General features: G+C 69.7%; 27 protein-coding genes and 1 pseudogene. 15 read left to right on the forward strand and 13 right to left on the reverse strand.

Annotation, left to right across the window (positions count from 1 at the left end):
• Positions 1–96: 96 nt before the first annotated feature.
• The gene (locus F0344_RS20625) at positions 97–447 is read right to left on the reverse strand and encodes a YnfA family protein (RefSeq protein ID WP_185300185.1); all 351 of its coding nucleotides are present in this window, start codon (positions 445–447) and stop codon (positions 97–99) included.
• Positions 448–554: 107 nt separating this feature from the next.
• On the opposite strand from F0344_RS20625, the gene F0344_RS20630 reads away from it, so the two are divergent.
• A complete protein-coding gene (locus tag F0344_RS20630; RefSeq protein ID WP_258050026.1) occupies positions 555–1,067 on the forward strand; it encodes a hypothetical protein in 513 nt (170 codons plus the stop codon).
• Positions 1,068–1,154: 87 nt separating this feature from the next.
• Here F0344_RS20630 and F0344_RS20635 read toward each other — a convergent pair whose 3' ends face one another.
• Together F0344_RS20635 and F0344_RS20640 are read right to left on the reverse strand one after the other, a co-directional pair.
• On the reverse strand, positions 1,155–1,910 hold the full coding sequence (locus F0344_RS20635; RefSeq protein ID WP_185300187.1) for a Mut7-C RNAse domain-containing protein: 756 nt from the start codon (positions 1,908–1,910) through the stop codon (positions 1,155–1,157).
• A gap of 195 nt (positions 1,911–2,105) precedes the next feature.
• Entirely contained in the window at positions 2,106–2,921 is an 816-nt protein-coding gene (locus F0344_RS20640; protein WP_185300189.1) for a helix-turn-helix domain-containing protein, read from the reverse strand.
• Positions 2,922–3,001: 80 nt separating this feature from the next.
• On the opposite strand from F0344_RS20640, the gene F0344_RS20645 reads away from it, so the two are divergent.
• Positions 3,002–3,574 (forward strand): TIGR03086 family metal-binding protein, encoded by a 573-nt coding sequence (locus tag F0344_RS20645; protein ID WP_185302796.1) that lies wholly within the window; start codon positions 3,002–3,004, stop codon positions 3,572–3,574.
• Here F0344_RS20645 and F0344_RS20650 read toward each other — a convergent pair.
• The 4 genes from F0344_RS20650 to F0344_RS20665 form a co-directional block, all read right to left on the reverse strand.
• Positions 3,507–3,821: a hypothetical protein gene (locus F0344_RS20650; RefSeq protein WP_185300191.1), complete on the reverse strand. Its 315-nt coding sequence runs from the start codon at positions 3,819–3,821 to the stop codon at positions 3,507–3,509. The genes F0344_RS20645 and F0344_RS20650 overlap by 68 nt on opposite strands.
• 115 nt (positions 3,822–3,936) lie before the next feature.
• Positions 3,937–4,173, reverse strand: a complete 237-nt coding sequence (locus F0344_RS20655) for a hypothetical protein (protein ID WP_185300193.1) — start codon at positions 4,171–4,173, stop codon at positions 3,937–3,939.
• Positions 4,174–4,278: 105 nt separating this feature from the next.
• Complete coding sequence (locus F0344_RS20660) at positions 4,279–4,635, reverse strand: ArsR/SmtB family transcription factor (protein WP_185300194.1); 357 nt, start codon at positions 4,633–4,635, stop codon at positions 4,279–4,281.
• Positions 4,636–4,706: 71 nt separating this feature from the next.
• The gene (locus tag F0344_RS20665; protein ID WP_185300196.1) at positions 4,707–5,291 is read right to left on the reverse strand and encodes a hypothetical protein; all 585 of its coding nucleotides are present in this window, start codon (positions 5,289–5,291) and stop codon (positions 4,707–4,709) included.
• A 285-nt stretch (positions 5,292–5,576) separates the two neighbouring features.
• Between F0344_RS20665 and hemL the strand changes: the two genes are divergently transcribed.
• The 8 genes from hemL (at position 5,577) to F0344_RS20705 (ending at position 14,009) form a co-directional block, all read left to right on the forward strand.
• Complete coding sequence (gene hemL, locus F0344_RS20670; RefSeq protein ID WP_185300198.1) at positions 5,577–6,884, forward strand: glutamate-1-semialdehyde 2,1-aminomutase; 1,308 nt, start codon at positions 5,577–5,579, stop codon at positions 6,882–6,884.
• The gene (locus tag F0344_RS20675; RefSeq protein WP_185300200.1) at positions 6,881–7,585 is read left to right on the forward strand and encodes a histidine phosphatase family protein; all 705 of its coding nucleotides are present in this window, start codon (positions 6,881–6,883) and stop codon (positions 7,583–7,585) included. The genes hemL and F0344_RS20675 overlap by 4 nt, the downstream gene beginning before the upstream one ends.
• 274 nt (positions 7,586–7,859) lie before the next feature.
• Positions 7,860–9,113, forward strand: a complete 1,254-nt coding sequence (locus F0344_RS20680) for a hypothetical protein (protein ID WP_185302797.1) — start codon at positions 7,860–7,862, stop codon at positions 9,111–9,113.
• Positions 9,114–9,180: 67 nt separating this feature from the next.
• Entirely contained in the window at positions 9,181–9,786 is a 606-nt protein-coding gene (locus F0344_RS20685; protein WP_185300202.1) for a TlpA family protein disulfide reductase, read from the forward strand.
• A gap of 4 nt (positions 9,787–9,790) precedes the next feature.
• Positions 9,791–10,546, forward strand: coding sequence for a cytochrome c biogenesis CcdA family protein (locus F0344_RS20690; RefSeq protein ID WP_185300204.1), 756 nt, complete (start codon positions 9,791–9,793; stop codon positions 10,544–10,546).
• A gap of 4 nt (positions 10,547–10,550) precedes the next feature.
• Positions 10,551–12,281, forward strand: coding sequence for a cytochrome c biogenesis protein ResB (resB, locus tag F0344_RS20695; protein WP_185300205.1), 1,731 nt, complete (start codon positions 10,551–10,553; stop codon positions 12,279–12,281).
• Positions 12,278–13,363 carry a c-type cytochrome biogenesis protein CcsB gene (gene ccsB / locus F0344_RS20700; RefSeq protein ID WP_185300207.1) on the forward strand — a complete coding sequence of 362 codons (1,086 nt, stop codon included), beginning with the start codon at positions 12,278–12,280 and terminating at the stop codon, positions 13,361–13,363. The genes resB and ccsB overlap by 4 nt, the downstream gene beginning before the upstream one ends.
• A 202-nt stretch (positions 13,364–13,565) precedes the next feature.
• Positions 13,566–14,009 carry an SRPBCC domain-containing protein gene (locus F0344_RS20705; protein WP_185300209.1) on the forward strand — a complete coding sequence of 148 codons (444 nt, stop codon included), beginning with the start codon at positions 13,566–13,568 and terminating at the stop codon, positions 14,007–14,009.
• A 158-nt stretch (positions 14,010–14,167) separates the two neighbouring features.
• On the opposite strand, the gene F0344_RS20710 is transcribed toward F0344_RS20705, so the two are convergent.
• The 3 genes from F0344_RS20710 to F0344_RS20720 form a co-directional block, all read right to left on the reverse strand.
• On the reverse strand, positions 14,168–15,727 hold the full coding sequence (locus tag F0344_RS20710; RefSeq protein WP_185300211.1) for a hypothetical protein: 1,560 nt from the start codon (positions 15,725–15,727) through the stop codon (positions 14,168–14,170).
• A complete protein-coding gene (locus F0344_RS20715) occupies positions 15,720–17,849 on the reverse strand; it encodes a hypothetical protein (RefSeq protein WP_185300213.1) in 2,130 nt (709 codons plus the stop codon). The genes F0344_RS20710 and F0344_RS20715 overlap by 8 nt, the downstream gene beginning before the upstream one ends.
• 179 nt (positions 17,850–18,028) lie before the next feature.
• The gene (locus F0344_RS20720; protein ID WP_185300214.1) at positions 18,029–18,436 is read right to left on the reverse strand and encodes a PLD nuclease N-terminal domain-containing protein; all 408 of its coding nucleotides are present in this window, start codon (positions 18,434–18,436) and stop codon (positions 18,029–18,031) included.
• A gap of 90 nt (positions 18,437–18,526) precedes the next feature.
• On the opposite strand from F0344_RS20720, the gene F0344_RS20725 reads away from it, so the two are divergent.
• Positions 18,527–19,984, forward strand: coding sequence for a menaquinone biosynthesis decarboxylase (locus F0344_RS20725; RefSeq protein WP_185300216.1), 1,458 nt, complete (start codon positions 18,527–18,529; stop codon positions 19,982–19,984).
• A complete protein-coding gene (gene mqnP / locus F0344_RS20730; protein WP_185300218.1) occupies positions 19,981–20,883 on the forward strand; it encodes a menaquinone biosynthesis prenyltransferase MqnP in 903 nt (300 codons plus the stop codon). Before F0344_RS20725 ends, mqnP begins: the two co-directional genes overlap by 4 nt.
• Here the strand turns inward: mqnP and F0344_RS20735 are convergent.
• Positions 20,873–21,484 carry a rhomboid family intramembrane serine protease gene (locus F0344_RS20735; protein ID WP_185300220.1) on the reverse strand — a complete coding sequence of 204 codons (612 nt, stop codon included), beginning with the start codon at positions 21,482–21,484 and terminating at the stop codon, positions 20,873–20,875. The two genes, mqnP and F0344_RS20735, sit on opposite strands and share 11 nt — an antisense overlap.
• A gap of 123 nt (positions 21,485–21,607) precedes the next feature.
• Here F0344_RS20735 and F0344_RS20740 point away from each other — a divergent pair, with 123 nt between their 5' ends.
• A complete protein-coding gene (locus F0344_RS20740) occupies positions 21,608–22,282 on the forward strand; it encodes a UbiX family flavin prenyltransferase (protein ID WP_185300221.1) in 675 nt (224 codons plus the stop codon).
• Between the two features lie 10 nt (positions 22,283–22,292).
• On the opposite strand, the gene F0344_RS20745 is transcribed toward F0344_RS20740, so the two are convergent.
• Entirely contained in the window at positions 22,293–22,442 is a 150-nt protein-coding gene (locus F0344_RS20745; protein WP_185303039.1) for a hypothetical protein, read from the reverse strand.
• A gap of 121 nt (positions 22,443–22,563) precedes the next feature.
• Here F0344_RS20745 and F0344_RS20750 point away from each other — a divergent pair, with 121 nt between their 5' ends.
• Positions 22,564–23,019: an Lrp/AsnC family transcriptional regulator gene (locus tag F0344_RS20750; protein ID WP_030803885.1), complete on the forward strand. Its 456-nt coding sequence runs from the start codon at positions 22,564–22,566 to the stop codon at positions 23,017–23,019.
• 48 nt (positions 23,020–23,067) lie between these two features.
• Positions 23,068–24,231 carry an aminofutalosine synthase MqnE gene (gene mqnE, locus F0344_RS20755; RefSeq protein ID WP_185302798.1) on the forward strand — a complete coding sequence of 388 codons (1,164 nt, stop codon included), beginning with the start codon at positions 23,068–23,070 and terminating at the stop codon, positions 24,229–24,231.
• A gap of 36 nt (positions 24,232–24,267) precedes the next feature.
• On the opposite strand, the pseudogene F0344_RS37060 reads toward mqnE, so the two are convergent.
• Positions 24,268–24,415, reverse strand: a pseudogene (locus F0344_RS37060) (IS30 family transposase); the annotation flags it as partial.
• Between the last annotated feature and the right edge of the window lie 15 nt (positions 24,416–24,430).

The raw sequence follows: 24,430 nt of genomic DNA on the forward strand, positions 1-24,430 counted from the left end.
CTTCACCGGCCGTGGGCGCCCGGACAGGCGGGGCGCGGGGCAGGGGCGGGCGCGGGGCAGAGTTGGGGGAATGCGCGGAGCAGGCGCGGGCAGGGCCTACCGGCCGCGGGGTGCGTACATGATCAAGGCCATCCCGGCCAGGCAGACCAGCGCGCCGATCACGTCCCACCGGTCGGGGCGGTATCCGTCGGCGACCATGCCCCAGGCGAGGGAGCCGGCGACGAACACGCCGCCGTACGCGGCGAGGATGCGGCCGAACTCGCCGTCCGGCTGGAGCGTCGCCACGAATCCGTAGAGACCGAGGGCGATGACACCGGCGCCGATCCAGACCCACCCCCGTCCGCCGTGCGTGTCGCTGCCCCGGACGCCCTGCCAGACGAGCCAGGCTCCGCCGATCTCGAAGAGGGCGGCGACGGCGAAGAGGGCGATGGAGCGCGCGACGAGCATGGGAGGAGCGTTTCACGTGGGGCCCGGGTGGGCCGTGCGGGTGGGGTGAGGCGCGTCGAACCGGTCATCAAATAGGGATGATTGGGGATGATCGGTATATTCGCCGCATGGTAGCGACGCGTAGAGCTCTGCTGGTGGTGTCCGCCGCGGCGGCGATGGCGGCGACCGTGCTGTGGGGGGCGGGGGCCTCGGCCGCAGTCCCGTCCGCAACCCCGCCCGTGCCCCATGGTGTGGTGCCGCAGGCGGATGTGTCCCATCACGGGCATGTCTCCCTCTGGGGTGATCGGCTCGGAATCTGGCTGGAGAGCACGAACAGCGGTCCGTGGGATCTGGTGGACACCACCGTGCGGCTGCGGTTCTCGGCGCCGCTGGAGGGGCGCCAGGGGCTGCCGCAGGGCTGTCTCTGGGGTGACCGCAGCACGGTGCTGTGCCGGACGGGCCCGTTGTCGGCGGACGGGGGGACCCTGCGGGCCGTACTCGATCTGCGGCTCGGGGCGCGGCCTGCGGAGGTGGTCGTGCGGGTCGACACCCTGTGGAGCGGTGGTGTGCCGGACCGCGATCCGCGCAACAACGAGCACGAGGTGCTGGCGCCGGCCACGGGGGACGCGTACGTCTTCTGACGGGGGCTCGGTACGGCCTTCAGCGGCGCATGCCGAGCGCCTTGTCCGGGACCGCGCCAACGGCGGTCGGCAGGTGGGTGGCCGTCCTTATGCCTGGGCGGTCGGGGCCTCGGTGCTCAGTCCGCCGAACTCGCGGACGGCGTCCGCGACGATGGTTTCCAGGTGTGCGTGGTGGGCTCCCCGCCAGTACGCCCGGCCGCACTCCGTGCACTGGGCGAACACGTCGTAGGACTGTCGCGTGCCCTGTTCCAGCTGGGCGCTCACCGAGCTCTTGTCGGCATCCGCCAGCTTCCCGTTGCAGGCGGTGCACCGCGTCCACGGCGCGAGGACCGGGGCGAAGCGCCCCAGTACGTCGCGGAGCTGTGCCTCCGGACGGTCGCTGTAGATGTACGCGCCCGCCCAGATCTCCCGACGCCGCAGCAGCCCCCGGTCCCGGGAGAGCAGCACCCGCTGCTCCTTGGCCGAAAGGGTGGCCAGTGCCGCGTCACCGATGTCCTCGCTCTCGTACGCGGCGTCGACGCCCAGCAGCCGCAGGCGCCGGGCGAGCGTGCCGAGGTGGACGTCGAGGAGGAAGCGCAGCGGGGCGCCGGGTACGCGCTGGGGGCGTTCGACGGGGCGCACCTCGACCAGTTCGCCCGCGCTGGGGATGTGCGACACGGGCACGGGGCGGCCGTCCACGACCAGTTGTCCGGCCTCGGTGAGCGGGACCCCGAGGGACTCCACGACGTGGCCGAGCGTCGACGAACCGTCGGTGGTGACGCTCGTGCGTCCGGCCCGGCGGTCGTGCGCGACGAAGAGTCGCAGCTCAGGGGCGACTTCGAGATCGATCTCCGGTCCGTTCACCTCGTCAGGATGCCATTGCGGGGACGCGGCGGCGAGGGCTTTCCGGGTCCTGGTCAAGGCCCCTGGACAGCCGCGTGAGAGGCGGTGGCGGTGGGTCCGACCGCTGGAGGCGGGGACCGGTGCGGCTCCGCAGAGTGCGGCGGACGGGCCTCCGTCCCTACCCCCGCCCCGTCAGCGGGCGCGGCACCGCTCCCGTCAGCGCGGGGCGAAGGCCGTCGGAGGTGCGCCCACCGTCGCGGTGAAATCCCTGACCAGGTGTGCCTGGTCGCTGTAGCCGAGGTCCGCGGCCAGGGCCGCCCAGTCGGTCTTCGGGTCCGACTCGGCGCGTTCCAGGGCTTCGTGGATGCGGTAGCGGAGGATGACCCACTTGGGGCCGACCCCCACGTACGTCGAGAAGAGCCGCTGAAGCGAGCGAACGGACAGGCCCTCGGCGCGGGCCAGTTGTCCTACCCGGAGCAGTGAGCGGTCAGCACGCACGCGTTCGGCCACGGCCATGGCCCGGTCGGCCCCGGGATCGGGGTGGGGGCCGAGCGACAGCAGACAGCGGTCGAGTGCGGCGATCCGGGCGTCCTCGTCCTCCGGGTCCAGTACGGCTGCCGGAGACGGTGGCGCGGACAGCACCTCGTCTGCGGGAAGCCGCAGGCCTGTCCACTGCGAGACGGGCCGCCCCGGGGCGAACGGGCGGAATCCGCCGGGCCGGAACTGGACGCCGCAGACACGCCCCCGCCCTTCCAGTTTCTGGGCGAAGAGACCGAGGCCGAGGCCCGAGACCTCCGCGAAACCGGCCCGTTCCCCCTCGTCGCCGCTCTCGAACCGCTGGAAGACGAGGTTCACCGAGGGGTGGGGCACCACGTGCGACACGAACGGCTGGGTCAGGTCCCAGTCGATCAGCCAGTAGTGCTCCAGATAGGGCCGCAGAGCGGGGGCGGGCTCCCGGCGGCGGAAGCGTACGTGCGTGAACAGGTCGGAGGCTTCGACGATGCCCCGGGTATCGGGTCGAGGTGCGGCCATGGGGGCGATCCTAGGAGTGCTCCGGGCCCGTGACGCGTTTCTTCAAGACGTCGGCCGCCGCCCGGTGCACGGTCAAAGGCATGCAGAAGATGAGCGAATTGCTGGCAGCCGCCCGCGCACAGGCCCTTCCTGTGGTGGCGGGCATCGATGACGAACGGCTGGGGGACCCCACGCCGTGCAGCGAGTACGACGTCCGCGCCCTGCTCAACCATCTCTTCCACGTGGTCGTCAACTTTCAGGCGCTGGCCGCCAAGCAGCCGACGGACTTCGGCCTGACGCCCGATGTCGTGACGGGCGACTGGCGCGGCGCGTTCGCGCGGGAGACGGGGCAGCTGGTGACGGCATGGGACGCGTCCGGTGCCGAGGACGGCGTCGCGGGCGCGATGGGGCTGCCCGCCAGGACCGTGGGACTCATGGTGCTGGGGGATCTGACCGTGCACGCCTGGGACCTGGCGCGGGCGACGGGCCAGGACTTCCTGCCTGCCGGGGCGGCGGTGGACGAGGCGGGTCCCGCGTTCGCGGCGCTGGCACCGCAGGCCCGGGAGGGCAAGATGTTCGGCGAGCCGGTCCCCGTACCGGCCGGAGCTAGCGCCTTCGAGCAGCTGCTGGCGCTGACCGGCCGTGATCCCGGCTGGCGTCCGCCCCGGGTGTGACGTCGGCGGTCGCCCGGGGGCTGTGTACGCCAGGGGGGTCGTAGAGGGGTGCGAGGGCCTCGTACGCCCCGTCGACGATGCCCTCGGCCCGCGTCAGCATCGCGCGCTCGGCCAGTCGGGCGGCCTGATGGGTGTACGGGGACGGCGGCGCCGGATGGCGGCGCCGCCACCAGGTGTCGCACGCCCCGTAGATGCCGCTCGCGAAGACCAGCACGGGGATGGACAGTGCCAGCAGGGTGTCGTCCATGATGGGCCTCCCTCAATGCCGATGTCCCTTGCATCGGCATGTTCGGCCGGTCAGCTGAAGACGGTTCTTCGGCCAATGACTGGCCGGATCGGGCTTCAGGGGGCGTGCGCCGGGCTCAGGACCGCGGAGCGTGCAGCGCCCAGAGGTGCAGCGCGCCCCCGTCGGGCGACGTCGTGTGCGGAGCGCCTTCGGCGTCCAGGTCGACGACGGCCACCTCGGTGTCACCGCGCTGAACCAGCAGCCGACGGCCGGTCGGCCACCGGAGCACGGAGGGGGCGTCGACCGTGTCCCCGGCCGGGCCCAGGGGCGCCGTGAACGTGGTGACGGGCCGAACGTGCACTGCGCCGGTCATTGGGTCCCCTCCCGAAGTGCCTGATGATCTACGGGAACTGTAGGGCGTGGGTCCGACAGCGGCGTCCGGCGGCGGGGACGGTGACGGTGACGGTGACGCGAGGATTCAGTCGCGCGCAGTGAGCAACTGCCCCATGGCCGCGACGACGGAGGGTTCGACCCGGTAGTAGACCCAGGTGCCGCGGCGTTCGGAGGTCAGCAGGCCCGCGTCCTTGAGCTTCTTGAGGTGGTGGGAGACGGTCGGCTGGGAGACCCCGACGTCGGAGATGTCGCACACGCACGCCTCGCCGCCCTCGTGGGACGCGACCATCGAGAAGAGCCGAAGCCGTACCGGATCGCCGAGCGCCTTGAACATCGTGGCCGTACGGACGGACTCCTCGGCCGTCAGCGGGCGCTCGGAGAGTGGCGGGCAACAGGGAGCGGCGGGGGACTCCAGCAGGGGCAACGCCTTCGCATTCGACATATATCTATGTTGACACACGTCGAATCAGGAGGGGTGTGGAGCGCCTGCGGGGGGAATGTGGCGCGGGCCGGTCAGGGCCACACCAGGCAGTACGCCTGATGGCCCGCGTCGTGCAGGCGGTAGGAGAAGTCCTGCCACTCGTGGAGCAGCTGGTAGACGTTGTACGCGTCGCGGGGGCCGCCCCGGTCCGGGACCGTGGACCAGATGAAGGCGGCAGCGCCGACCGACTCCTCGCCGACATCGCGCAGGGGGTCGACGACGGTCATGGGGAGCTTGACCACCGCGTAATCGGGGTGCAGGACGACCAGTTCGAGCGGAGGGACCTTGTGCAGGGGTATGCCCTGTATGCCGGTCAGGACCATCGCGGCCACCGTCTCCGGCTTGATCTTGCTGAACATGCCGCCCATGCCCAGCTCGTCGCCGCCGAGCTCCTCGGGGCGCATCGAAATGGGCACACGTGCTGCCGTGGCCCCGTCGGGGGCCCCGAAGTACTTGTAGGTCACCCCCACGCGGCCACTGCTCCTGCTTCCGGAACTCCTCGCGTTCCCTGCCTGCGTGCCCTGTACGCGCTCAGCCTCACGCCGGTGCCGCCCTCGCCGGGCAGGCTCGGGCCCCAGGTCGTCGGTCCCTTCGCCCACTCCGCCACCGCGATGCATATCTCATCCACCCGACTACTTCTTAGGAGACGCGGCCCCGGCCGCGCAACCCGATCATCGTGTCAGTGACCTCCCCCACGGGCGTGCGGTGAAACACCTGTCCGCAAGACCGTCCGTGCCTCTGACACCATGGCATGTGTGAGCTTTCCCTAATGTCGCCCCAGTTTCGCAGACGCGAGGGGGCTGTCGCCCTTTCGTGATACGAGGAGAGTGCGCTCCTTGCTCACTGTTGGCCAGGACTTCCGGCCCGGCCCTCCGACCCCCGAATCGCAGATCAGGACCAAAGTGGCGTATTCATACGAAGCCCCAGTTTCACAGTCGCTGTTCGACCGTGCGTCCGTTGTGACGCCCGGCGGCGTGAACTCTCCCGTGCGTGCCTTCCGGGCCGTGGGCGGTACGCCCAGGTTCATGGTGTCCGGTACGGGTCCGTACCTCACAGATGCCGACGGTCGCGAGTATGTCGACCTCGTCTGCTCGTGGGGACCGATGATTCTCGGCCATTCCCACCCCGAGGTCATCGCGGCCGTCCAGGCCGCGGTCACCAAGGGCACCTCCTTCGGTACGCCCGGTGAGGGCGAGGTCGCGCTCGCCGAGGAGATCGTCGCGCGGATCGAGCCGGTGGAGCAGGTGCGGCTGGTGTCGTCCGGCACCGAGGCGACCATGTCCGCGATCCGGCTGGCCCGCGGGTTCACCGGCCGCGCGAAGGTCGTGAAGTTCGCCGGGTGCTACCACGGACACGTCGACGCGCTGCTGGCCGCCGCCGGCTCCGGTGTCGCCACGTTCGGGCTGCCCGACACCCCCGGGGTCACGGGCGCCCAGGCCGGCGACACGATCGTGCTGCCGTACAACGACCTGGAGGCCGTGCGCGCCGCGTTCGCCGCGCAGCCCGGCGAGATCGCCTGTGTGATCACCGAGGCTTCGCCGGGCAACATGGGCGTCGTGCCGCCGCTGGACGGTTTCAACGCCGGCCTCAAGGAGATCTGCGCGGCGAACGGCGCGCTGTACATCTCCGACGAGGTCATGACGGGCTTCCGTACGTCGAAGGCCGGCTGGTACGGCATCGACGGGGTCCGCCCCGACCTGATGACCTTCGGCAAGGTCATGGGCGGCGGCTTCCCGGCCGCGGCCTTCGGTGGGCGCGCCGACGTCATGGCGCACCTCGCCCCCGTCGGCCCCGTCTACCAGGCGGGCACGCTGTCCGGGAACCCGGTCGCGACCGCCGCCGGGCTCGCCCAGCTGCGGCTGCTGGACGACGCGGCGTACGTGAAGATCGACGCGGTCTCCGCGGAACTGCGCGGTCTGGTGGGCGAGGCGTTCACGAAGGAGGGCGTCGCGCACACGGTGTCGGCGGCGAGCAACATGTTCTCCGTCTTCTTCACCGACCGGCCGGTCCGCACCTACGAGGACGCGAAGAAGCAGGAAGCCTTCCGCTACACCGCCTTCTTCCACTCGATGCTGGCGCAGGGCGTGTACCTGCCGCCGTCCGCCTACGAGTCCTGGTTCGTCTCGACCGCCCACGACACGGTGGCCGTCGAGCGCATCGCGGCTGCCCTGCCGGCCGCGGCGCGCGCCGCGGCGGAGGCGACGGCATGAGTGGGAGCGGGAGCGGGAACGCGAGCCGTGACGAGATGACCGTGGTGCACCTCGTGCGCCACGGCGAGGTGCACAACCCGGACGGCGTCCTGTACGGGCGGCGCCCCGGCTACCACCTCTCCGAGCTCGGCCGGCAGATGGCCGACCGGGTCGCCGAGTACCTGGAGAAGCGCGACATCACCCATGTCGCCGCCTCCCCGCTGGAGCGGGCCGAGGAGACGGCGGCGCCGGTCGCCGCCTCGCACGGCCTGGACCTGGCCACCGACGAGCGACTGATCGAGGCGGCCAACGTCTTCGAGGGCAAGGCCTTCGGGGTCGGCGACGGCGCCCTGCGCAGGCCGGGGAACTGGAAGCACCTGACCAACCCGTTCGCCCCGTCCTGGGGGGAGCCGTACGTCGAACAGGTCGTACGGATGATGGGCGCGCTGGACGCGGCCCGGGACGCGGCGCGGGGGCACGAGGCGGTGTGCGTCAGCCACCAGCTGCCGATCTGGATCGTGCGGAGCTTCGTGGAGCGTCGCAGGCTGTGGCACGACCCGCGGCGGCGGCAGTGCACGCTGGCCTCGCTGACCAGCTTCACCTACCAGGGCGACAAGATCGTCTCGGTGGCGTACACGGAGCCGGCGCGGGATCTCGTCCCCGCGCATCTGCTGGCCGGCGCCAAGCCGGTCAAGGGGAAGTCGAAGGCGTTCGGCGCGTAGGGGGTGGCGGGGGCGGATGAGGCGGTGCCCGAGTGCGTCCGGGTGCCGCTTCGTCCTCGATCGCGGACGGGCCCGATGTGGCTGCTGTGGGTGTCGGCCCCAGGCGTTCGGGCGGCTCGAGTTGTGGGGCTGATCTTTCTTGTGTGCGGATTCCGTAAGGGTCCGGTCTCGGCGCGATATTTGTTCCCGTTCTCGGAACCTCCCTGATGCTCTGCTCATCTAAGCCTTCGCCGGTTTGTATGGGCATGAGGTGAACGAGGCGGATGGGGACGGTATGCGGGAGATCAGGCGACGAGGTCTGCTGGGGGCCGGGCTGGGAGCCGCGGCCGCAATCGGGATCGCCGGTTGTGGTTCTACCGGTAAGGGCGAGCCGAGGGCCGGGAAGAGTGCCGGTGGTGGCCACGGAACCGACGGGAACGCTCCGGGCTCCGGGGCGCCGCAGAAGAAGATCAAGCTGATCGGTGACGGTTCGACCGCGGATACCGGTAAGCAGCCGCATCAGCCCTCCGCTCCTGTCCCTCTCGAACCCGGCCAGAAACCCCCGCAGTTCGTGATCTTTTCCTGGGACGGCGCAGGCGAGGTCGGCAACGGGCTCTTCCCGCGCTTTCTCGGACTGGCCAGAGAACACGACGCCGCGATGACCTTCTTCCTCTCCGGACTGTATGTACTGCCCGAGTCGAAGAAGTCGCTGTACCGTCCGCCGAACAATCCGCGCGGTGCCTCCGACATCGGCTACCTCACCGACGGCCACGTGAAGGACACGCTGAAGTACGTCCGTGAGGCCTGGCTCGACGGCCACGAGATCGGCACCCACTTCAACGGCCACTTCTGCGGAGGATCGGGTTCGGTCGCCAACTGGTCGCCGGCGCAATGGCAGAGCGAGATCGATCAGGCGGTCTCCTTCGTCACCGAATGGAAGACCAACACCGGCTGGGAAAACCTTGATCCGCTTCCGTTCGACTACCGCAAGGAACTGATCGGCGGACGTACTCCCTGTCTGCTCGGTCAGGACAACCTCCTGCCGACGGCGAAGAAGATGGGATGGCGTTACGACGCCAGTTCACCCGGCGGCCGTCAGATGTGGCCGGAGAAGCGCCGGGGCGTCTGGGATCTTCCCCTGCAAGGCATGCCGTTCCCCGGCCACTCCTTCGAAGTCCTCTCCATGGACTACAACATCCTCGCCAACCAGTCGCTGAATTCGACCAAGGGCATGCCGTCCCGCTATCCGGGCTGGCGCAAGCAGGCGGCCGGTGCGTATATGAACGGTTTCCAGCGCGCTTACGATTCGAATCGCGCACCCTTCTACATCGGCAACCACTTCGAGGAGTGGAACGGCGGAATCTATATGGACGCCGTCGAAGAAGTGATCAAGCGAATAGCCGGTAAGCCGGACGTCCGGCTGGTCTCCTTCCGGCAGTTCGTCGACTGGCTCGATGCCCAGGACCCGGCGGTGCTCGCGAAGCTCCGTACGCTCGACGTCGGTCAGTCACCCGCAGGCGGCTGGAATGCGTTCTTTAAACAGCCTTGACAAGGGGCTTTACGGGCACCGAGGGGGGTGCGCAAGATCCCCGAAACCCTCATGCGAAACTTTTCACATGAGCCCAGGCCGCGCACCCCGACGCCGCTTCATCCTGCTCGCCGCCGCCACCGCGGCCGCGACACTGACCCTGTCCGCGTGCGGCGGAGAGGGCAACAAGACCGGTGGCGGCGGCAGTACGAACTTCGTGACCGGCAGCGGCGGAATCTCGACCGTGGCCAAGGGTGAGCGCGTCGCCGCACCGAAGCTCGACGGCACCAGCCTGGCTGACGAGCCCCTCGACGTGGCCGACTACAAGGGCAAGGTCGTCGTCCTGAACATCTGGGGATCGTGGTGCGGCCCGTGCCGCGCCGAGGCCAAGCACTTCGCGAAGGTGTCCCAGGAGACCGCGGACCAGGGCGTCCAGTTCATCGGCATAAACACCCGGGACGCACAGAAGTCGTTGGCGGTGAACTTCGAGAAGGACTTCGGCGTCAGCTACCCGAGCATCTTCGACCCGACCGGAAAGCTCATGCTCCGTTTCCCCAAGGGGACACTGAACCCGGTGGCCATCCCGTCGACCGTCGTCCTCGACCGGGACGGGAAGATCGCGGCCCGTACCCTGCAGGGCATCAACGCCGAGGAACTGCACACGATGATCGACCCGCTGATCGCGGAGAAGTGACCCGGTGATCACCCTCGCCGCGTACAACGAGACCGTCTTCAGCGGCGCCCTGCTGGTGGCCGTTCCCATCGCCCTGCTCGGCGGTCTCGTCTCGTTCTTCTCGCCCTGCGTCCTGCCGCTCGTGCCCGGCTACCTGAGTTACGTCACCGGGGTCAGCGGGACGGACCTGGCGGAGGCCAAGCGCGGCAGGGTGGTGGCGGGGGCCTCGCTCTTCGTTCTCGGCTTCACCGTCGTCTTCGCCTCCACCGGCGCACTCTTCGGCTACTTCGGCCAGGAGCTCCAGGTGCACGCCGGGGTGCTCAACAAGGTACTCGGCGTCCTGATGATCCTCATGGGGATCTTCTTCATGGGGCTGCTGCCGGGAGTGACGCAGCGCGAGTTCCGCTTCCACAAGAGGCCGGTGGCCGGGCTGGCCGGCGCTCCGCTGCTCGGCGCCCTGTTCGGGATCGGCTGGACACCCTGCATCGGCCCGACGCTCGCCTCCGTCCTGTCTCTCTCGGCCCAGCAGGCCACCGCCGGACGCGGGGCGATACTGACCGTCGCGTACTGTCTGGGACTCGGTGTCCCGTTCGTCCTGGCGGCGGTCGCCTTCCGCAGGGCACTCGGCGCGTTCGGCTGGGTCAAGCGGCACTACGCATGGGTCATGCGCATCGGCGGCGGCATGATGATCGTGACCGGAATCCTCCTGCTGACGGGTGTCTGGGACACGCTCATGCAGGAGATGCAGGTCTGGTCGACCGGCTTCACTGTGGGGATCTGAGTCCATGAGCAACACGAACACCACGCAAGAGCGCGAGCTCGGCGCGGCCGGGGAGCAGCTCTCCACCGCGCCTCGCGAGGAGTCCGCCGGCACGGTTCCCGCGATGGGTGTCATCGGCTGGGCCCGCTGGTTCTGGCGGCAGCTCACCTCGATGCGGGTCGCGCTGATCCTGCTGTTCCTGCTGTCGCTCGGCGCGATCCCCGGCTCGCTGATCCCGCAGAACAGCGTGGACGAGCTGAAGGTGCAGGACTTCCAGAAGGCCCACACCACGCTCACGCCGGTCTACGAGAAGCTCCAGCTGTTCGACGTCTACAGCTCGGTGTGGTTCTCCGCGATCTACATCCTGCTGTTCGTCTCCCTCATCGGGTGCATCGTCCCGCGCACCTTCCAGTTCGTCGGCCAGCTGCGCAGCCTTCCGCCGGCTGCTCCGAAGCGGCTCACCAGACTTCCCGCGTACACGACATGGCGTACGGACGCCGACCCCGAGCAGGTCCGCGAGGCCGCCGCCGGCATCCTGGGCAGGCGGCGCTTCCGCTCGCACACGGTCGGTGACGCGGTGGCCGCCGAGAAGGGCTATCTGCGCGAGACCGGGAACCTGATGTTCCACATCGCGCTGATCGTGATGCTCGTGGCCTTCGCCGCCGGACAGCTCTTCAAGTCCGAGGGCGGCAAACTGATCGTCGAGGGCGACGGCTTCTCCAACACGCTCACCCAGTACGACGACTTCAAGTCGGGTTCGATGTACGACACCGACTCGCTCGCCCCGTTCAGCTTCACCCTCGACGACTTCGTCGGTACGTACGAGAAGAGCGGCCCCCAGCGCGGCACCCCGCGTACCTTCGAGGCCCGGGTGACGTACGCCGAGGGCGTGGACGGTAAGCCGAAGAAGTCGGTCATCCGCGTCAACGAACCGCTCGTCGTCGACGGCACCAAGGTCTATCTGATCTCGCACGGCTACGCCCCCGTCGTCTCCGTCAAGGACGGCAAGGGCAAGGAGGTCTACCGGACCGCCGTACCGCTGCTGCCCATCGACAACAACATCACCTCGACCGGTGCGATCAAGGTGATGGACGGCTACCGCGACCGGAACGGCGAGAAGACCCAGCTGGGCTTCGAGGCCTTCTTCGTGCCGACGTTCGCCGGTGCGGGCAAGGGCACGATGTTCTCGCAGTTCCCCGGCGCGGAGTTCCCGGTGCTCGCCCTCAACGGCTACCACGGCAGCCTCGGCGTCGACTCCGGCCTGCCGCAGAACGTGTACCAGCTGGACTCCTCCGAGATGACGGAGTTCAAGGACACGAGCGGGCAGAAGCTCAAGAAGCGGCTTCTTCCCGGCGAGACGATGGAACTGCCCGACGGAGCCGGCTCGATCACCTTCGAGAGCGTCGAGGAATGGGCCAGCTTCCAGGTCTCCGAACAGCCGGGCACCGGCTGGGCGCTGGGCGGGTCCATCGCCGCGATCGCCGGGCTCGCCGGGTCGCTGTTCATCCAGCGCCGCCGCGTGTGGGTCAGGGCGGTCCGGGGGACGGACGGCGTCACCGTCGTCGAGATGGCCGGGCTGGGCCGCAGTGAGTCCGCGAAACTCCCCGAGGAGCTGGCCGACCTCGCGGTCGAGCTCAACAGTGCGGCGCCCACCGCGCCCGATGCCGTGAACGACCCGGAGATGGATTCCGGCGCCGGTCCCGATCCCGATCCCGACGTACCTTCCGAAGAACCTGCCGAAGGGGCTGAGAAGTGAATCTCGCCGCCGCAACCAACGAGAGCCTGGCGCACACCAGCAATGTGCTGATCTATTCGTCGATGGCCGTCTACACCCTGGCCTTCTTCGCCCACATCGCGGAGTGGGTGTTCGGCAGTCGCAGCAAGGTCGGCCGCACCGCCGCCGCGCTGGCCGGAACCTCGGCCCCCACCGGGTCCGCGGTGACGGTGCGGGTGGCGCAGAAGGGCGGCGCCACCGCCGTCATGGACCGTCCGGAGATCGTGACGCGCTCCGCCGCCGGGACCCGGGACGTCCCGGACGGTCCGGGTGCGGCCGGCGGCACGTTCAAGGGCGACCTGTGGGGGCGGATCGCGGTCTCGCTGACCGTGGTGGCGTTCCTCGTCGAGGCCGGCGGGGTCCTCGCCCGCGCGATGTCGGTGCAGCGGGCCCCCTGGGGCAACATGTACGAGTTCTCGATCACCTTCTCCACGGTGGCCGTCGGCACGTACCTCGTCCTGCTCGCGCTGAAGAAGAACGTCCGCTGGATGGGCCTGATGCTCGTCACCACGGTCCTGCTGGACCTGGGCATCGCGACCACGACGCTGTACACGGACAGCGACCAGCTGGTTCCGGCGCTGGACTCCGTCTGGCTGTGGATCCACGTCTCCACCGCGATCATCTGCGGCGCCGTGTTCTACCTCGGTGCGGTGGGCACGCTGCTCTACCTGTTCCGCGACAGCTACGAGAGCAAGCTCGCGAACGGCGGGTCGCCGGGGGCGTTCGCCCGGTCGGTGCTGGAGCGGCTGCCGTCGGCGTCGAGCCTGGACAAATTCTCGTACCGCATCAACGCGGCCGTCTTCCCGCTGTGGACGTTCACGATCATCGCGGGGGCGATCTGGGCGGGCGACGCGTGGGGACGGTACTGGGGCTGGGACCCCAAGGAGGTCTGGTCCTTCATCACATGGGTCGCTTACGCGTGCTATCTGCACGCGCGGGCTACCGCGGGGTGGAAGGGGCGGAAGGCCGCGTACCTGGCGCTCATCGCGTTCGGTTGCTGGCTGTTCAACTACTACGGCGTGAACATCTTCGTCACCGGTATGCACTCGTACGCGGGCGTGTAGCGGGGGTGGTGACCGGGGTCGTCCGGTGGCCGCTTTTTTGTCCGCAATCACCGGACGGGCTTGAAACGCCGGTCTGGGCCGGGTTCCTCGGGTGGGGCAGAGGACGCCCTCAATCGCCGGGCGGGGTGGAAACCGGCCGGGGACGGATGTGACGGGTCGGGTCGGTCGTGCCGGACCTGTTCAGGTGCGGCACCCTGGACGTATGAGTGCTATCGAGCGTGGTTTCGGTGAGACGCGCGACGACGGTACGCAGGTGCTGAGATTCACCGTGCGGCTGCCCCATCCCGTTCCGCGGGTGTGGGCGGCCGTTGCCGGTTCCGAAGGGCTGGGGAGCTGGCTCGCCGTCGCCGATCCCTTCGAGCCTCGGATCGGTGGGGCGGTCACCCTGCGGGGACCGGACAGCGAGCGGGACGGGGCGGTCGGCGATGCCTCCGGGACCGTCACCGCCTGGGACGTCGAGCGCGTCGCCGAGTACACCTTCGAGCCGCCGCACGGCCGTATCCGCTTCCATCTCGAACCGCCGCGCGGGGACCACGTCGTACTCCGCTTCACCCACGAGTTCCACGGTGACGACGCCCGGCGCGCGGAGCGGCTCGACGTCTGGCACGCGCGTTTCGAGCGGCTCGCCGCCTCGCTCGACGGCTAGGTCCTGTCTGGAGTTCCAGCGCGGGAGAAGGAGCGGCGTCCGGTGCCGTCGAATCCAAGGCGGAGGAGGGAGCGATGGCGGAGCCCTCGCGACTGACGACAACGCCGGAGGCGGCGGTGCCGGACGCCGCGACGCCGCGGGGGAACTCCAGACAGGACCTAACGGCCCGACGGCGGCAGGCAGCGGCGGTCCGGGGCACGGCCCTCCGGCCAGGCGATCTCCACGAAGCGCTGCACGCCCTCCTCCGTCAGCTCGACCACCGGAACCGCCTTGTTGTACGGGTTCCCGTGGTTGTCCAGGCAGATCCAGCCACTGGCCCCCGCCACCTTCAGCGAGGACTTCACCTGCGGCCACTGGTTGCCCACATCCGTCTTCGTGGGCAGGCGCTCGCCGTCCGGGGTCGCCTGGCGGATGCCGTGCACGGCCGTCGCCATCGCGTCGTACGCGACGATCACCTGGCCGTCCGTCAGCGTGGCCCGGCCCGTCGGACCGATCGGGCCGACCGGCTTCTTCGCCACCCGCGCCAGCAGTTCCTGGAAGGCCCGGAAGTCCTGTGCCGAGCCGCCCGTCTCCGGGACCGGGGCTCCTTTCCTGGGGACCCAGGCGTCCGGATGGGCCAGTGAGGCGTAGCGGACGGTCACCTTCCGGGCGAGTGCGCCCCGGTCCAGCTTCTCGTCCCCGCCGAGGTACGAGCCCTCGTCGCCGGTGAGCACCGTGAACGCCCGGTTCTGGCAGCCGCGCCGCCCCAGCTCGTTGATGAACTGCCGCAGCTGGGTGTGGCGGCCGGCGAAGAACACCGTCTCCGCGTCCGTGTCGCAGATCAGATGCGTGATCTGCTTGAACGTGTTGGACGTGGTGCCCTCGTCCGTCGCGTCCGGCGGCGAGGTGAACAACTGCGGCTCGTACTTCGTGCCCTTCACCAGCGCTGTGAACGCGGCCTTCAGCGTGTCCGTGTAGTGGTCCCCGGTACGCGTGTCCTCGACCAGCAGCGCCTTGTCCGCCTCCACCCTGCCGAACTGCGCAAGCGCCCGCGCCTCGTCCCGGTTGGTGGGCGAGACCCGCGCCAGCCCCGGGAACGGGTCCCCGCCCGGCGCGTTGGCGATGTCGTCGGCCGTGATCGTCGTACCGACGACCGCGATCCGCTCCTTCGTCAGCGCCCGCACCGCGAGCTTCACCTCGGAGCTGCTGGTGGCGACCCCCGACACGGCACGCAGATGGTCCGGCGCGTCCGTCATCGTCTTCAGCCGCTCGACCACCGGCTTCCAGAAGACGTTGTTCCTGCCGGTGTTGGCGAGCACCAGCCGGATCTTCGGCACCTGGGCGTTCGACAGATGATTGGCCCGGTACTGCTCCGCGAACGCACCCTGCAGCTCGCGCCGCATCTTCGTCCCCATGGACGGATCGGGGGAGGTCAGGGGCAGGAGGAGGGCGACCGTGGCGTACTCGCCCGCCTTCAGGGTCCTGTTCTCCCGGCCGATCGCCTCGGCGACCTCCGTGAGGTTCTTCATCCCGAAGTCGTAGCCCGCGCCGGACACCCCGACGCACTCGTCGCTGCCCGCCGGGCGCGCCACCCCCGGCACACAGCTCCGGTCCTGCGGTGTGGTCACCCGGTCCACGCCGTACCAGCCGGCCCCCGTCACGAGCGCGCCCACGACGACGCTCGTGACGATCTTCTGCCGGGTCGTGTACCAGACGCGATAACGCAGCGGATTACGCATCCGAGCCACCGTCCTCCTGTCGGTCCCGCCGGTCCGGTGCCCCGTCCGGCGTGGTCCCCGGTGGCATGGACAGCGCTCGCCATGCCCTGATGTCCCGCGGCCAGTGCGTCGCCGCGTCCCACAGCACCGCGTTGCCCGTCAGATGTCTGCCGGACAACTGCCTCAGCTCGTGCGCCATCCTGTCGGTCACCTCGTCGTCCGGCAGGGCCAGCGGATCGGACAGCAGCCATACGCCGTGCAGCAGCCGCCGCATCCGCAGCTGGAGCTCCGCCGCCTCCTCGTCGAGCCCGGCGAGGCCCGTCCGCTCCTCCGGCAGCGGCCCCGCGGCCACGTCCTGGCCGAGCGCCACCGCCCGCCGCGGATCGGGGCCGTGTGCCCCGCGCTCACGCGGATACGGCGCCGAGGCGATCAGCCGCAGCTCGCCCAGCCAGCCCAGCACGTCGGGACGTGGGAACCGCACCCGCAGATGAGTCACGCACGCCGCCTCCCGGCCCAGCAGCAGTTCCTCGTGCAGCCGGTGCGGGGCGCTCGCCGCACTCCCCGCCTGGTACACCTCGCGCAGCGACTCGTGGACCGCGCGCCACACCGCGTACCGCGGATGGTCGCCGTCCTGGAAGCGCAGCCGGTGCAGCAGCAGCGACCGGAGCAACGGGTCGGCCACGAAGTGGTCGGGGCCCACCTGCCAGTCCTCCGCGCGCAGCACGTCCCGCACCCGCAAGGCCACGTCGCCGTCCAGGGACTCGCCGCGCAGCCGGAGCCTGGCCAGCAGCCTGGCGGACTCCTCGCCGTGCGCGGCGGCCAGCACACTCAGGACGTCCAGGCGCCGACCCGGCAGCAGTCTCCCCAGCAGCTCGTCGGCCAGCCGTACCGGCTCCCGGTCCTCGCGGACCCGCACCGTGCGGTCCAGCAGCGCGCCCGGCACCAGCGAACCCGGCCGGTCCGCCTCGCCGGCCGCCTGCGCGAACAGCGCCACCCCCAGCGGCCGGCCCCCCGTCAGCCGGTGCACCCCGCGAGCCAGACCGGCCGGCGTACGGGCCTCCGGGTCGTGGCGCTCCAACGCCGCCTGGGCGTGCGCGGCGCTCAGCGGGGTGAGGCCCACCGCGAGAATCCCCGAGGTCACCTCCGTACCGCGCGTCCAGTGCGAGGCGTGCGCGACCTCGGGCAGCCGGTGGTGCACGGCGTGCCGCAGCCCCTCGTGGTCACGCGAGCGGGAAGCGGCGAGGAAGACGATCTGGTCGCGGCGGCCCGAGGCGCGCGCCCGCAGCACCGGCTCGACGAGCTGCCGGCCGAGCGCGTTGTGCGCGTTGTCCAGGAGGATCACCGGGCGGCCCCGGCGCATGCCCAGCGCCGTACCCCGGTAGGCGCGGTACAGATCCTCGACCAGCGCTCCGACGAGGTGGTCCTCGGCCCGTCTGCGCAGGTCACCGCCCCGCTCGAAGTCGACCGCGAGCTGCCGCAGCCCGACCCGTCCGTCACCTCCGGCGTGCGGATAGGCGCCGTACCAGTCGACGGTGCGGCGCTGGAACCGGCTGAACGTCTCTTCCAGCACCGATTCTACGGTCGCCTCGGCGATCAGCCCGGCCAGCGGCGCCACCGCGTCGAAGGCCGTCGCCGCCAGCTTCGTCAGCACCTTGGTGACCCAGCCCTGCGCCGCGCCCGGCCGGGAGTCCACGGTAGCGAGCACCGGCCCGAGCGACTGGAGGTCACGCTGCGCCTGCGTCTCGTCCTCACGGCTCCACGCGATGGACGCCACCGCCACGAGACCCAGGCTGAGCCGGGGGAACTGCACCGGCTTCGCCGCACGCACCTTCGGTGTCAGCTGGACGGCCAGCTCGGGCAGCGCCCCGGTGACCGGTGTCCAGCCCGGCCCGGGGTCCTGAGGCGGCGCGACCGCCTCGCAGTCGATCAGGGCGACGGGGGTGATCTCGCGGTACACATGGCGCAACTGCTTGAGCGTCGCGGTCTTGCCCATGCCGCGCCCGCCGGTCAGTACGACCACCGGCGGATCGTCACGGTGCTCGTACGAGGTCTTGGCCGAGCCGTACGGCGTGAGACCCGTCAGACGTGCGGCCAGGCCGTCGTTGCCGAAAATCGCCTCGCGTCCGTACAGTTCTCTGTCCACCGCACCCCCAGTGTCGCCACCCCGTACGACCTGTCACAGCGTCAACACCAGCGTAGTGGCGGGGCGTTGGGGGCGGGGGAGGATTTTCGAACGACTGAACCCAATCGTGACCGGCCGTTCCCGGCCGTGCCCTGGCCGCTCGCACCCGGCCACTGGGGCCCGCGCCCGGCCGCCAGGGCTCAGCCCTTCGGCGGCGCCGGGTCCCCGGGCGTTCCGCCCTCGCCGTCCTGCCGCTTGAGCTCTTCCTCGCGGCGGCGCAGGTCCGCCTCCCAGTCCTTGAGGACGGACTCGTCCTTCTCGTTCTCGTCCCTGAGCGACTTCAGGAAGTCGGGGTTGTCGTCGGGCGCCACCCACTTCTGGCGGTGGGCGCGGTGCCATTCCGAAGGCGTACCGCCTCCGGCGGGAGCCGTGCGCAGCTTTCCCGCGGCGAGCCACACGATCGGGCCCACGATCCAGAACAGCAGGATGATGAAGACCCAGGCCACCTTCGGAAGGTGCTTGGTCTCGTCCTCCGGGGTGTTCAGACAGTCGATGAACGCGTAGATCGTCAGTGCCAGCGGCAGGAGGTAGATCAAGGCCCTGAGCATGGTGGAAGGGTCCCCCGAGGAGAGGTGAGGGGGCGCGGTGTCCCGCCCCGGTGACGGGCCAAGGGTAGCGGGTGGCCGATACTGGGGAGCATGGCTTACGACGATCTTCGCTCCCTGCTCCGGGCTCTGGAGCGCGAGGGCGATCTCAAGCGCATCAAGGCCGAGGTCGACCCCCACCTGGAGGTCGGCGAGATCGTCGACCGGGTGAACAAGGCGGGCGGGCCGGCCCTGCTCTTCGAGAACGTCAAGGGGGCGACCATGCCCCTGGCCATGAACGTCTTCGGGACGGACCGGCGGCTCCTGAAGGCGCTCGGGCTGACGTCGTACGCCGAGATCAGCGACAAGATCGGCGGGCTGCTCAAGCCTGAACTGCCGCACGGTTTCGTCGGGGTCCGCGAGGCGTTCGGGAAGCTCGGCTCGATGGTGCACGTGCCGCCGAAGAAGGTGAAGTCCGAGCAGGCCCCCGTCCAGGAGGTCGTCCTCACCGGCGACGACGTGGACCTGGAGCAGCTGCCCGCGCTCTTCACCTGGCCGAAGGACGGCGGTTCGTTCTTCAACCTGGGGCTCACGCACACCAAGCACCCCGAGACCGGTATCCGGAATCTGGGGCTCTACCGCCTCCAGCGCCATGACAAGCGCACCATCGGTATGCACTGGCAGATCCACAAGGACAGCCACAACCACTACCAGGTCGCAGCGAAGCGCGGTGAGCGGCTGCCCGTCGCCATCGCGTTCGGGGCGCCGCCCGCCGTGACGTACGCCTCCACCGCGCCGCTGCCCGGCGACATCGACGAGTACCTCTTCGCCGGCTTCATCCAGGGCAAGCGGATCGAGATGGTCGACTGCAAGACCGTGCCGCTCCAGGTCCCGGCGAACGCCGAGGTCGTCATCGAGGGGTGGCTGGAGCCGGGGGAGATGCTGCCGGAGGGGCCGTTCGGTGACCACACCGGCTTCTACACGCCGCAGGAACCGTTCCCCGCGCTGACGATCGACTGCGTGACCATGCGGAAGCGCCCGCTGATCCAGTCGATCGTGGTGGGCCGGCCGCCGACCGAGGACGGGCCGCTGGGCCGGGCCACGGAGCGGTTCTTCCTTCCGCTCCTGAAGATCATCGTGCCGGACATCGTGGACTACCACCTGCCCGAGGCGGGCGGTTTCCACAACTGCGCGATCGTCTCGATCGACAAGAAGTACCCGAAGCACGCGCAGAAGGTCATGAGTGCCGTCTGGGGCGCGCACATGATGTCGCTGACCAAACTGATCGTGATCGTGGACTCCGACTGCGATGTCCACGACCTCCACGAGGTGGCCTGGCGGGCGCTCGGCAACACCGACTACGCACGGGACCTGACCGTCGCCGAGGGCCCGGTCGATCACCTCGACCACGCCTCCTACCAGCAGTTCTGGGGCGGCAAGGCGGGTATCGACGCGACGAGGAAGTGGCCCGGGGAGGGCTACACCCGGGATGGCGGCTGGCCCGAGATGGTCGAGTCCGACCCGGGGACGGCCGCGAAGGTCGACCGCCGCTGGAAGGAGTACGGCCTGTGAGCGCCGCGGCCGCCTCGCTGCCCCGGCCCGGCAGGACGAAGGCGTTCCTCCGGCTCGTGATGATCGAGCACTCGGTCTTCGCACTGCCCTTCGCGTACATCGCCGCGCTGACCGCGATGTTCCAGCTGGACGAGAACATCCACTGGGGCACACTGCTGCTCGTCACGCTCGCGATGGTCGGGCTGCGTACGTTCGCGATGGCCGCCAACCGGATCATCGACCGGGAGATCGACGCCCGCAATCCCCGTACCGCGAGCCGTGAGCTGGTCACCGGCGCGGTGTCGGTGAAGTCGGCGTGGACCGGGGCCCTCGTGGCGCTCGCCGTGTTCCTCGGTGCGGCGGCCCTGCTGAACCCGCTCTGTCTGATGCTGGCGCCGCTCGCCGTGGTGCCGATGGTCGTCTATCCGTACGGCAAGCGGTTCACGGACTTCCCGCACGCCATCCTGGGTCTCGCCCAGGCCATGGGGCCGATCGGCGCCTGGATCGCGGTGACGGGCAGCTGGTCGTGGGACGCGGTGATCCTGGGGCTGGCCGTCGGGATCTGGATCGGCGGATTCGATCTGATCTTCGCGTGCCAGGACGTGCAGGCGGACCGCGCGCACGGGGTGCGTTCGTTCCCCGCGCGCTTCGGGATTCCGGCGGCGCTGTGGGGCGCGCGGGTCTGCCACGTGGTGACGACCGGGATGCTGGTCTGGTTCGGCCTCGCGACGGGGGCGGGGCTGCTCTACTGGATCGGCATGGTGATCGTCGCCGTGGCCTTCGTGTACGAGCACCGGGTGGTGCGTCCGCACGATCTGTCCCGGCTCAACCGTGCGTTCTTCTCGGTGAACGGGTTCATCGGCATGGCGCTGTTCGCCTGCGCGCTGCTGGATCTGCTGGTGCGCGGCCTCACGCCGTGACGGTGGTGGCGGGATCGCGGGGGCGGCGGAAGACGAAGGCCGCCGCCACCCCGCCGGTCAGCCCGAAGAGGTGGCCCTGCCAGCTGATGCCCGATTCGGTCGGCAGGACGCCCCAGAGGATCGAGCCGTAGACCGCGGCGATGATCACACCGGTCACGATGTCGAGCGGGCGCCGGTCCACGAAGCCGCGGACCAGCAGATAGCCGAAGAGGCCGAAGACCACACCGGACGCACCGAGTGTGACGGTGTGGGAGGGGGCGGTCAGCCAGACGCCCAGGCCGCCGGTCACGATGACGGTGAGGACGACGGCGGCGAACCGGCGCAGTCCGGCGAGCGCCGCGATGAAGCCGAGGACCAGCAGCGGGACGCTGTTGGACGCCACGTGGTTCCAGCCGCTGTGCAGGAACGCGGACGGCACGACGTCGAGCAGTTCGGACGGCTCGCGCGGGCTGATCCCGTAGGTGTCGAGTGAGTGGCCCGTCGCCGTGTCGACGCCTTCCAGCGCCCACAGCAGGGCGACCCAGCCCAGCATGAGGACGCCGGCCGCGACGGCCCGTGGGCCGGTGCCCGTGCCGGTGGCGGAGTTACGGATGCCGGTCATGGCTCCCCCTTGTCCTGGGCCCGCGGGGTCCTGGCCCTCATCTGTCGGAACGCCCCGGGGCCCTGGCTCGGTTCCTGATGCGGGGTGGCGGATAGGCTCATGGTTGTGAAATCCGGGACTTCGATGAGCCAACAGCAGCGGCGGCCTTGGATTGTCGGGGTGTCCGGCGCGTCCGGTACCCCGTTCGCGGCCTCGGTTCTGCGCGGGCTGCTGGCCGCCGGGGAGAGCGTCGACCTCGTGGTCAGCCGTGCCTCGCGGCTGACCCTGCTGGACGAGACCGGGATCGCCTTCCGGGACGCGCACTGGCGTGAGGATCTGCGCGGCTGGCTGGCCCGGGGGGCGGACGGGAAGCCGGACACCTTCGCGGTGAGCGAGGAGGGTCTCGACGGCGTGCGGCACTGGGCGGCCGGTGACCTGGCGGCCGGGCCTTCCTCGGGGTCGTACCCGGCGAAGGGGATGCTGATCGTTCCGGCGTCGACGGCCTGTGTGGCCGGGGTGGCGCTGGGTCTGTCGAAGGATCTGCTCCAGCGGGCCGCGAGCGTGACGCTCAAGGAGCGGCGGAAGCTGGTCGTCGTGGTGCGCGAGACGCCGCTGAGTGGTCAGACGCTGAAGCAGATGGTCGCGCTGGACGAGGCGGGCGCCGTGGTGCTGCCCGCCTCTCCGGCGTTCTACGCGGGTGCGACGCACATCCAGGATCTGGTGGATTTCGTCGCGGGGCGGGTGCTGGACGCCGCAGGGGTGCCGCATCAGCTCTACCGCCGCTGGGAGGGGGAGCTCGGTGGCTCCCGTTCCTCGTAGCGGGTGGGTGTCAGCGCCGCTTCTTGGGTGCGCGCGGGGTCCGGGCCTTGTCGATCCGGTACGCGGCGGCGGGCTGGTGGGCACGCGAGCGGTTGGCCAGGTCCTGCAGCTCGCGCATCCGGACGTAGGTCATCTCGATCGAGTACACGGTGAAGATCACTCCTGAAGATTCGAAAGCGTTTCTTGGATGTTCTGGAAGATTTGCAGGCTTTGAAGCCTGCATGCCTTAGATTCTATACGTAATCTTGCGGTACTGCTGAACAATGGAAGGTTTCAGTCATATGGACGCGGTGGACAGGCAGCTCATCCAGGCCCTCAGAGAGAACGGCAGGGCCTCATATGCCGAGCTGGGACGGCTCGTAGGGCTCTCCGGGCCCAGCGTCACCGACCGCATCAACCGGCTGGAAACCGCCGGTGTCATCACCGGCTACCGCGCCACCGTCGACTCCGCCTCGCTGGGGCTCGGGGTCACGGCGCTGATCGGCATCTCGCTGTCCGACGCGGCCGACCACGAGGACGTGGCGCACCGGCTGAAGGACCTGGCGGAGATCGAGGACTGCTGGTTCATCGCGGGCGACGACTCGTACATGCTCAAGGTCCGCGTCGGTGACGTGGACGGTCTGGAGAAGACGATCCGCAGGCTGAGCGGTACGAAGGGGGTCTCCCGGACCCGTACGACGATCGTGCTGTCCACGAAGTGGGAGAACCGGGTCGGGGAACTCCCCGAGGAGTCGTAGGCGTACGGTGGTCGAAGCCTGATACACGGAGACATGGGAGGCGCCCTAGTGGACGCGGGACTCAAGCGCGAGCTGGAGGATAAGGTCCGGGCCGGCGAGCGGCTGACCCGCGAGGACGGGATCGCCCTCTACGAGTCCGACGACCTGGCGTGGCTCGGCGGACTGGCCCATGAGGTGCGTACGCGCAAGAACGGCGACGTCGTTCACTTCAACGTCAACCGTCACCTCAACATGACCAACGTGTGCACCGCGTCGTGTGCGTACTGCTCGTTCCAGCGCAAGCCGGGCGAGAAGGACGCGTACACGATGCGCATCGAGGAGGCCGTCCGCCTCGCCAAGGCGATGGAGAACGAGAACCTCACCGAGCTGCACATCGTCAACGGGCTGCACCCCACCCTCCCGTGGCGCTACTACCCCCGCTCGCTCAGCGCGCTCAAGGAAGCCCTGCCGAACGTGGGGCTGAAGGCGTTCACGGCGACGGAGATCCACCACTTCGAGACGATCTCCGGGCTGACCGCCTCCGAGATCCTGGACGAGCTGATCGAAGCCGGTCTGGAATCGCTGACCGGCGGCGGCGCGGAGATCTTCGACTGGGAGGTCCGCCAGCACATCGTCGACCACAGCACCCACTGGGAAGACTGGTCGCGCATCCACCGGCTCGCGCACGAGAAGGGGCTCAAGACCCCGGCGACGATGCTGTACGGGCACATCGAGGAGCCCCGTCACCGCGTCGACCACGTGCTGCGGCTGCGGGAGATGCAGGACGAGACCGGCGGTTTCCAGGTCTTCATCCCGCTGCGCTACCAGCACGACTTCGTGGACATGAAGGACGGCAAGGTCCGCAACAAGCTCCAGGCGCGGACGACCATGGCGACGGGCGCGGAGGCGCTGAAGACCTTCGCGGTCTCGCGGCTCCTGTTCGACAACGTGCCGCACGTCAAGGTCTTCTGGGTGATGCACGGCGTGCAGACCGCTCAGCTCGCCCTCCAGCACGGCGCCGACGACATGGACGGCTCGGTCGTCGAGTACAAGATCACGCACGACGCGGACAACTACGGCACGCCGAGCAAGCTGGGCCGTGAGGACCTGCTGGAGCTGATCCGTGACGCGGGCTTCCGGCCCGTGGAGCGGAACACCCGGTACGAGATCCTGCGCGAGTACCCGGGACCCGAGGCGAACCGGCGCGAAGAGCCGCAGCCGATGCGCCTCTGAGAGAGGACGTTTGTTGTAGCCGAATTGCCGCTTATGCCCCAGCTCGGCGGCGATCGCGCGGATCGTGGCCTTCTCCCGCCAACGGTCGGCGATGTGAAGGCGTTCGCCACTCGCGGCCGGTCCGTTCATTGACGCCCACCAGCCGGGACGCCTCTTCGTTGCTGTAGCCCTGTCGCAGAACTCGCCTGCGGCACCATCT

The organism is Streptomyces finlayi (assembly GCF_014216315.1).
In the GTDB taxonomy this organism is placed as follows: Bacteria; Actinomycetota; Actinomycetes; order Streptomycetales; family Streptomycetaceae; genus Streptomyces; species Streptomyces finlayi_A.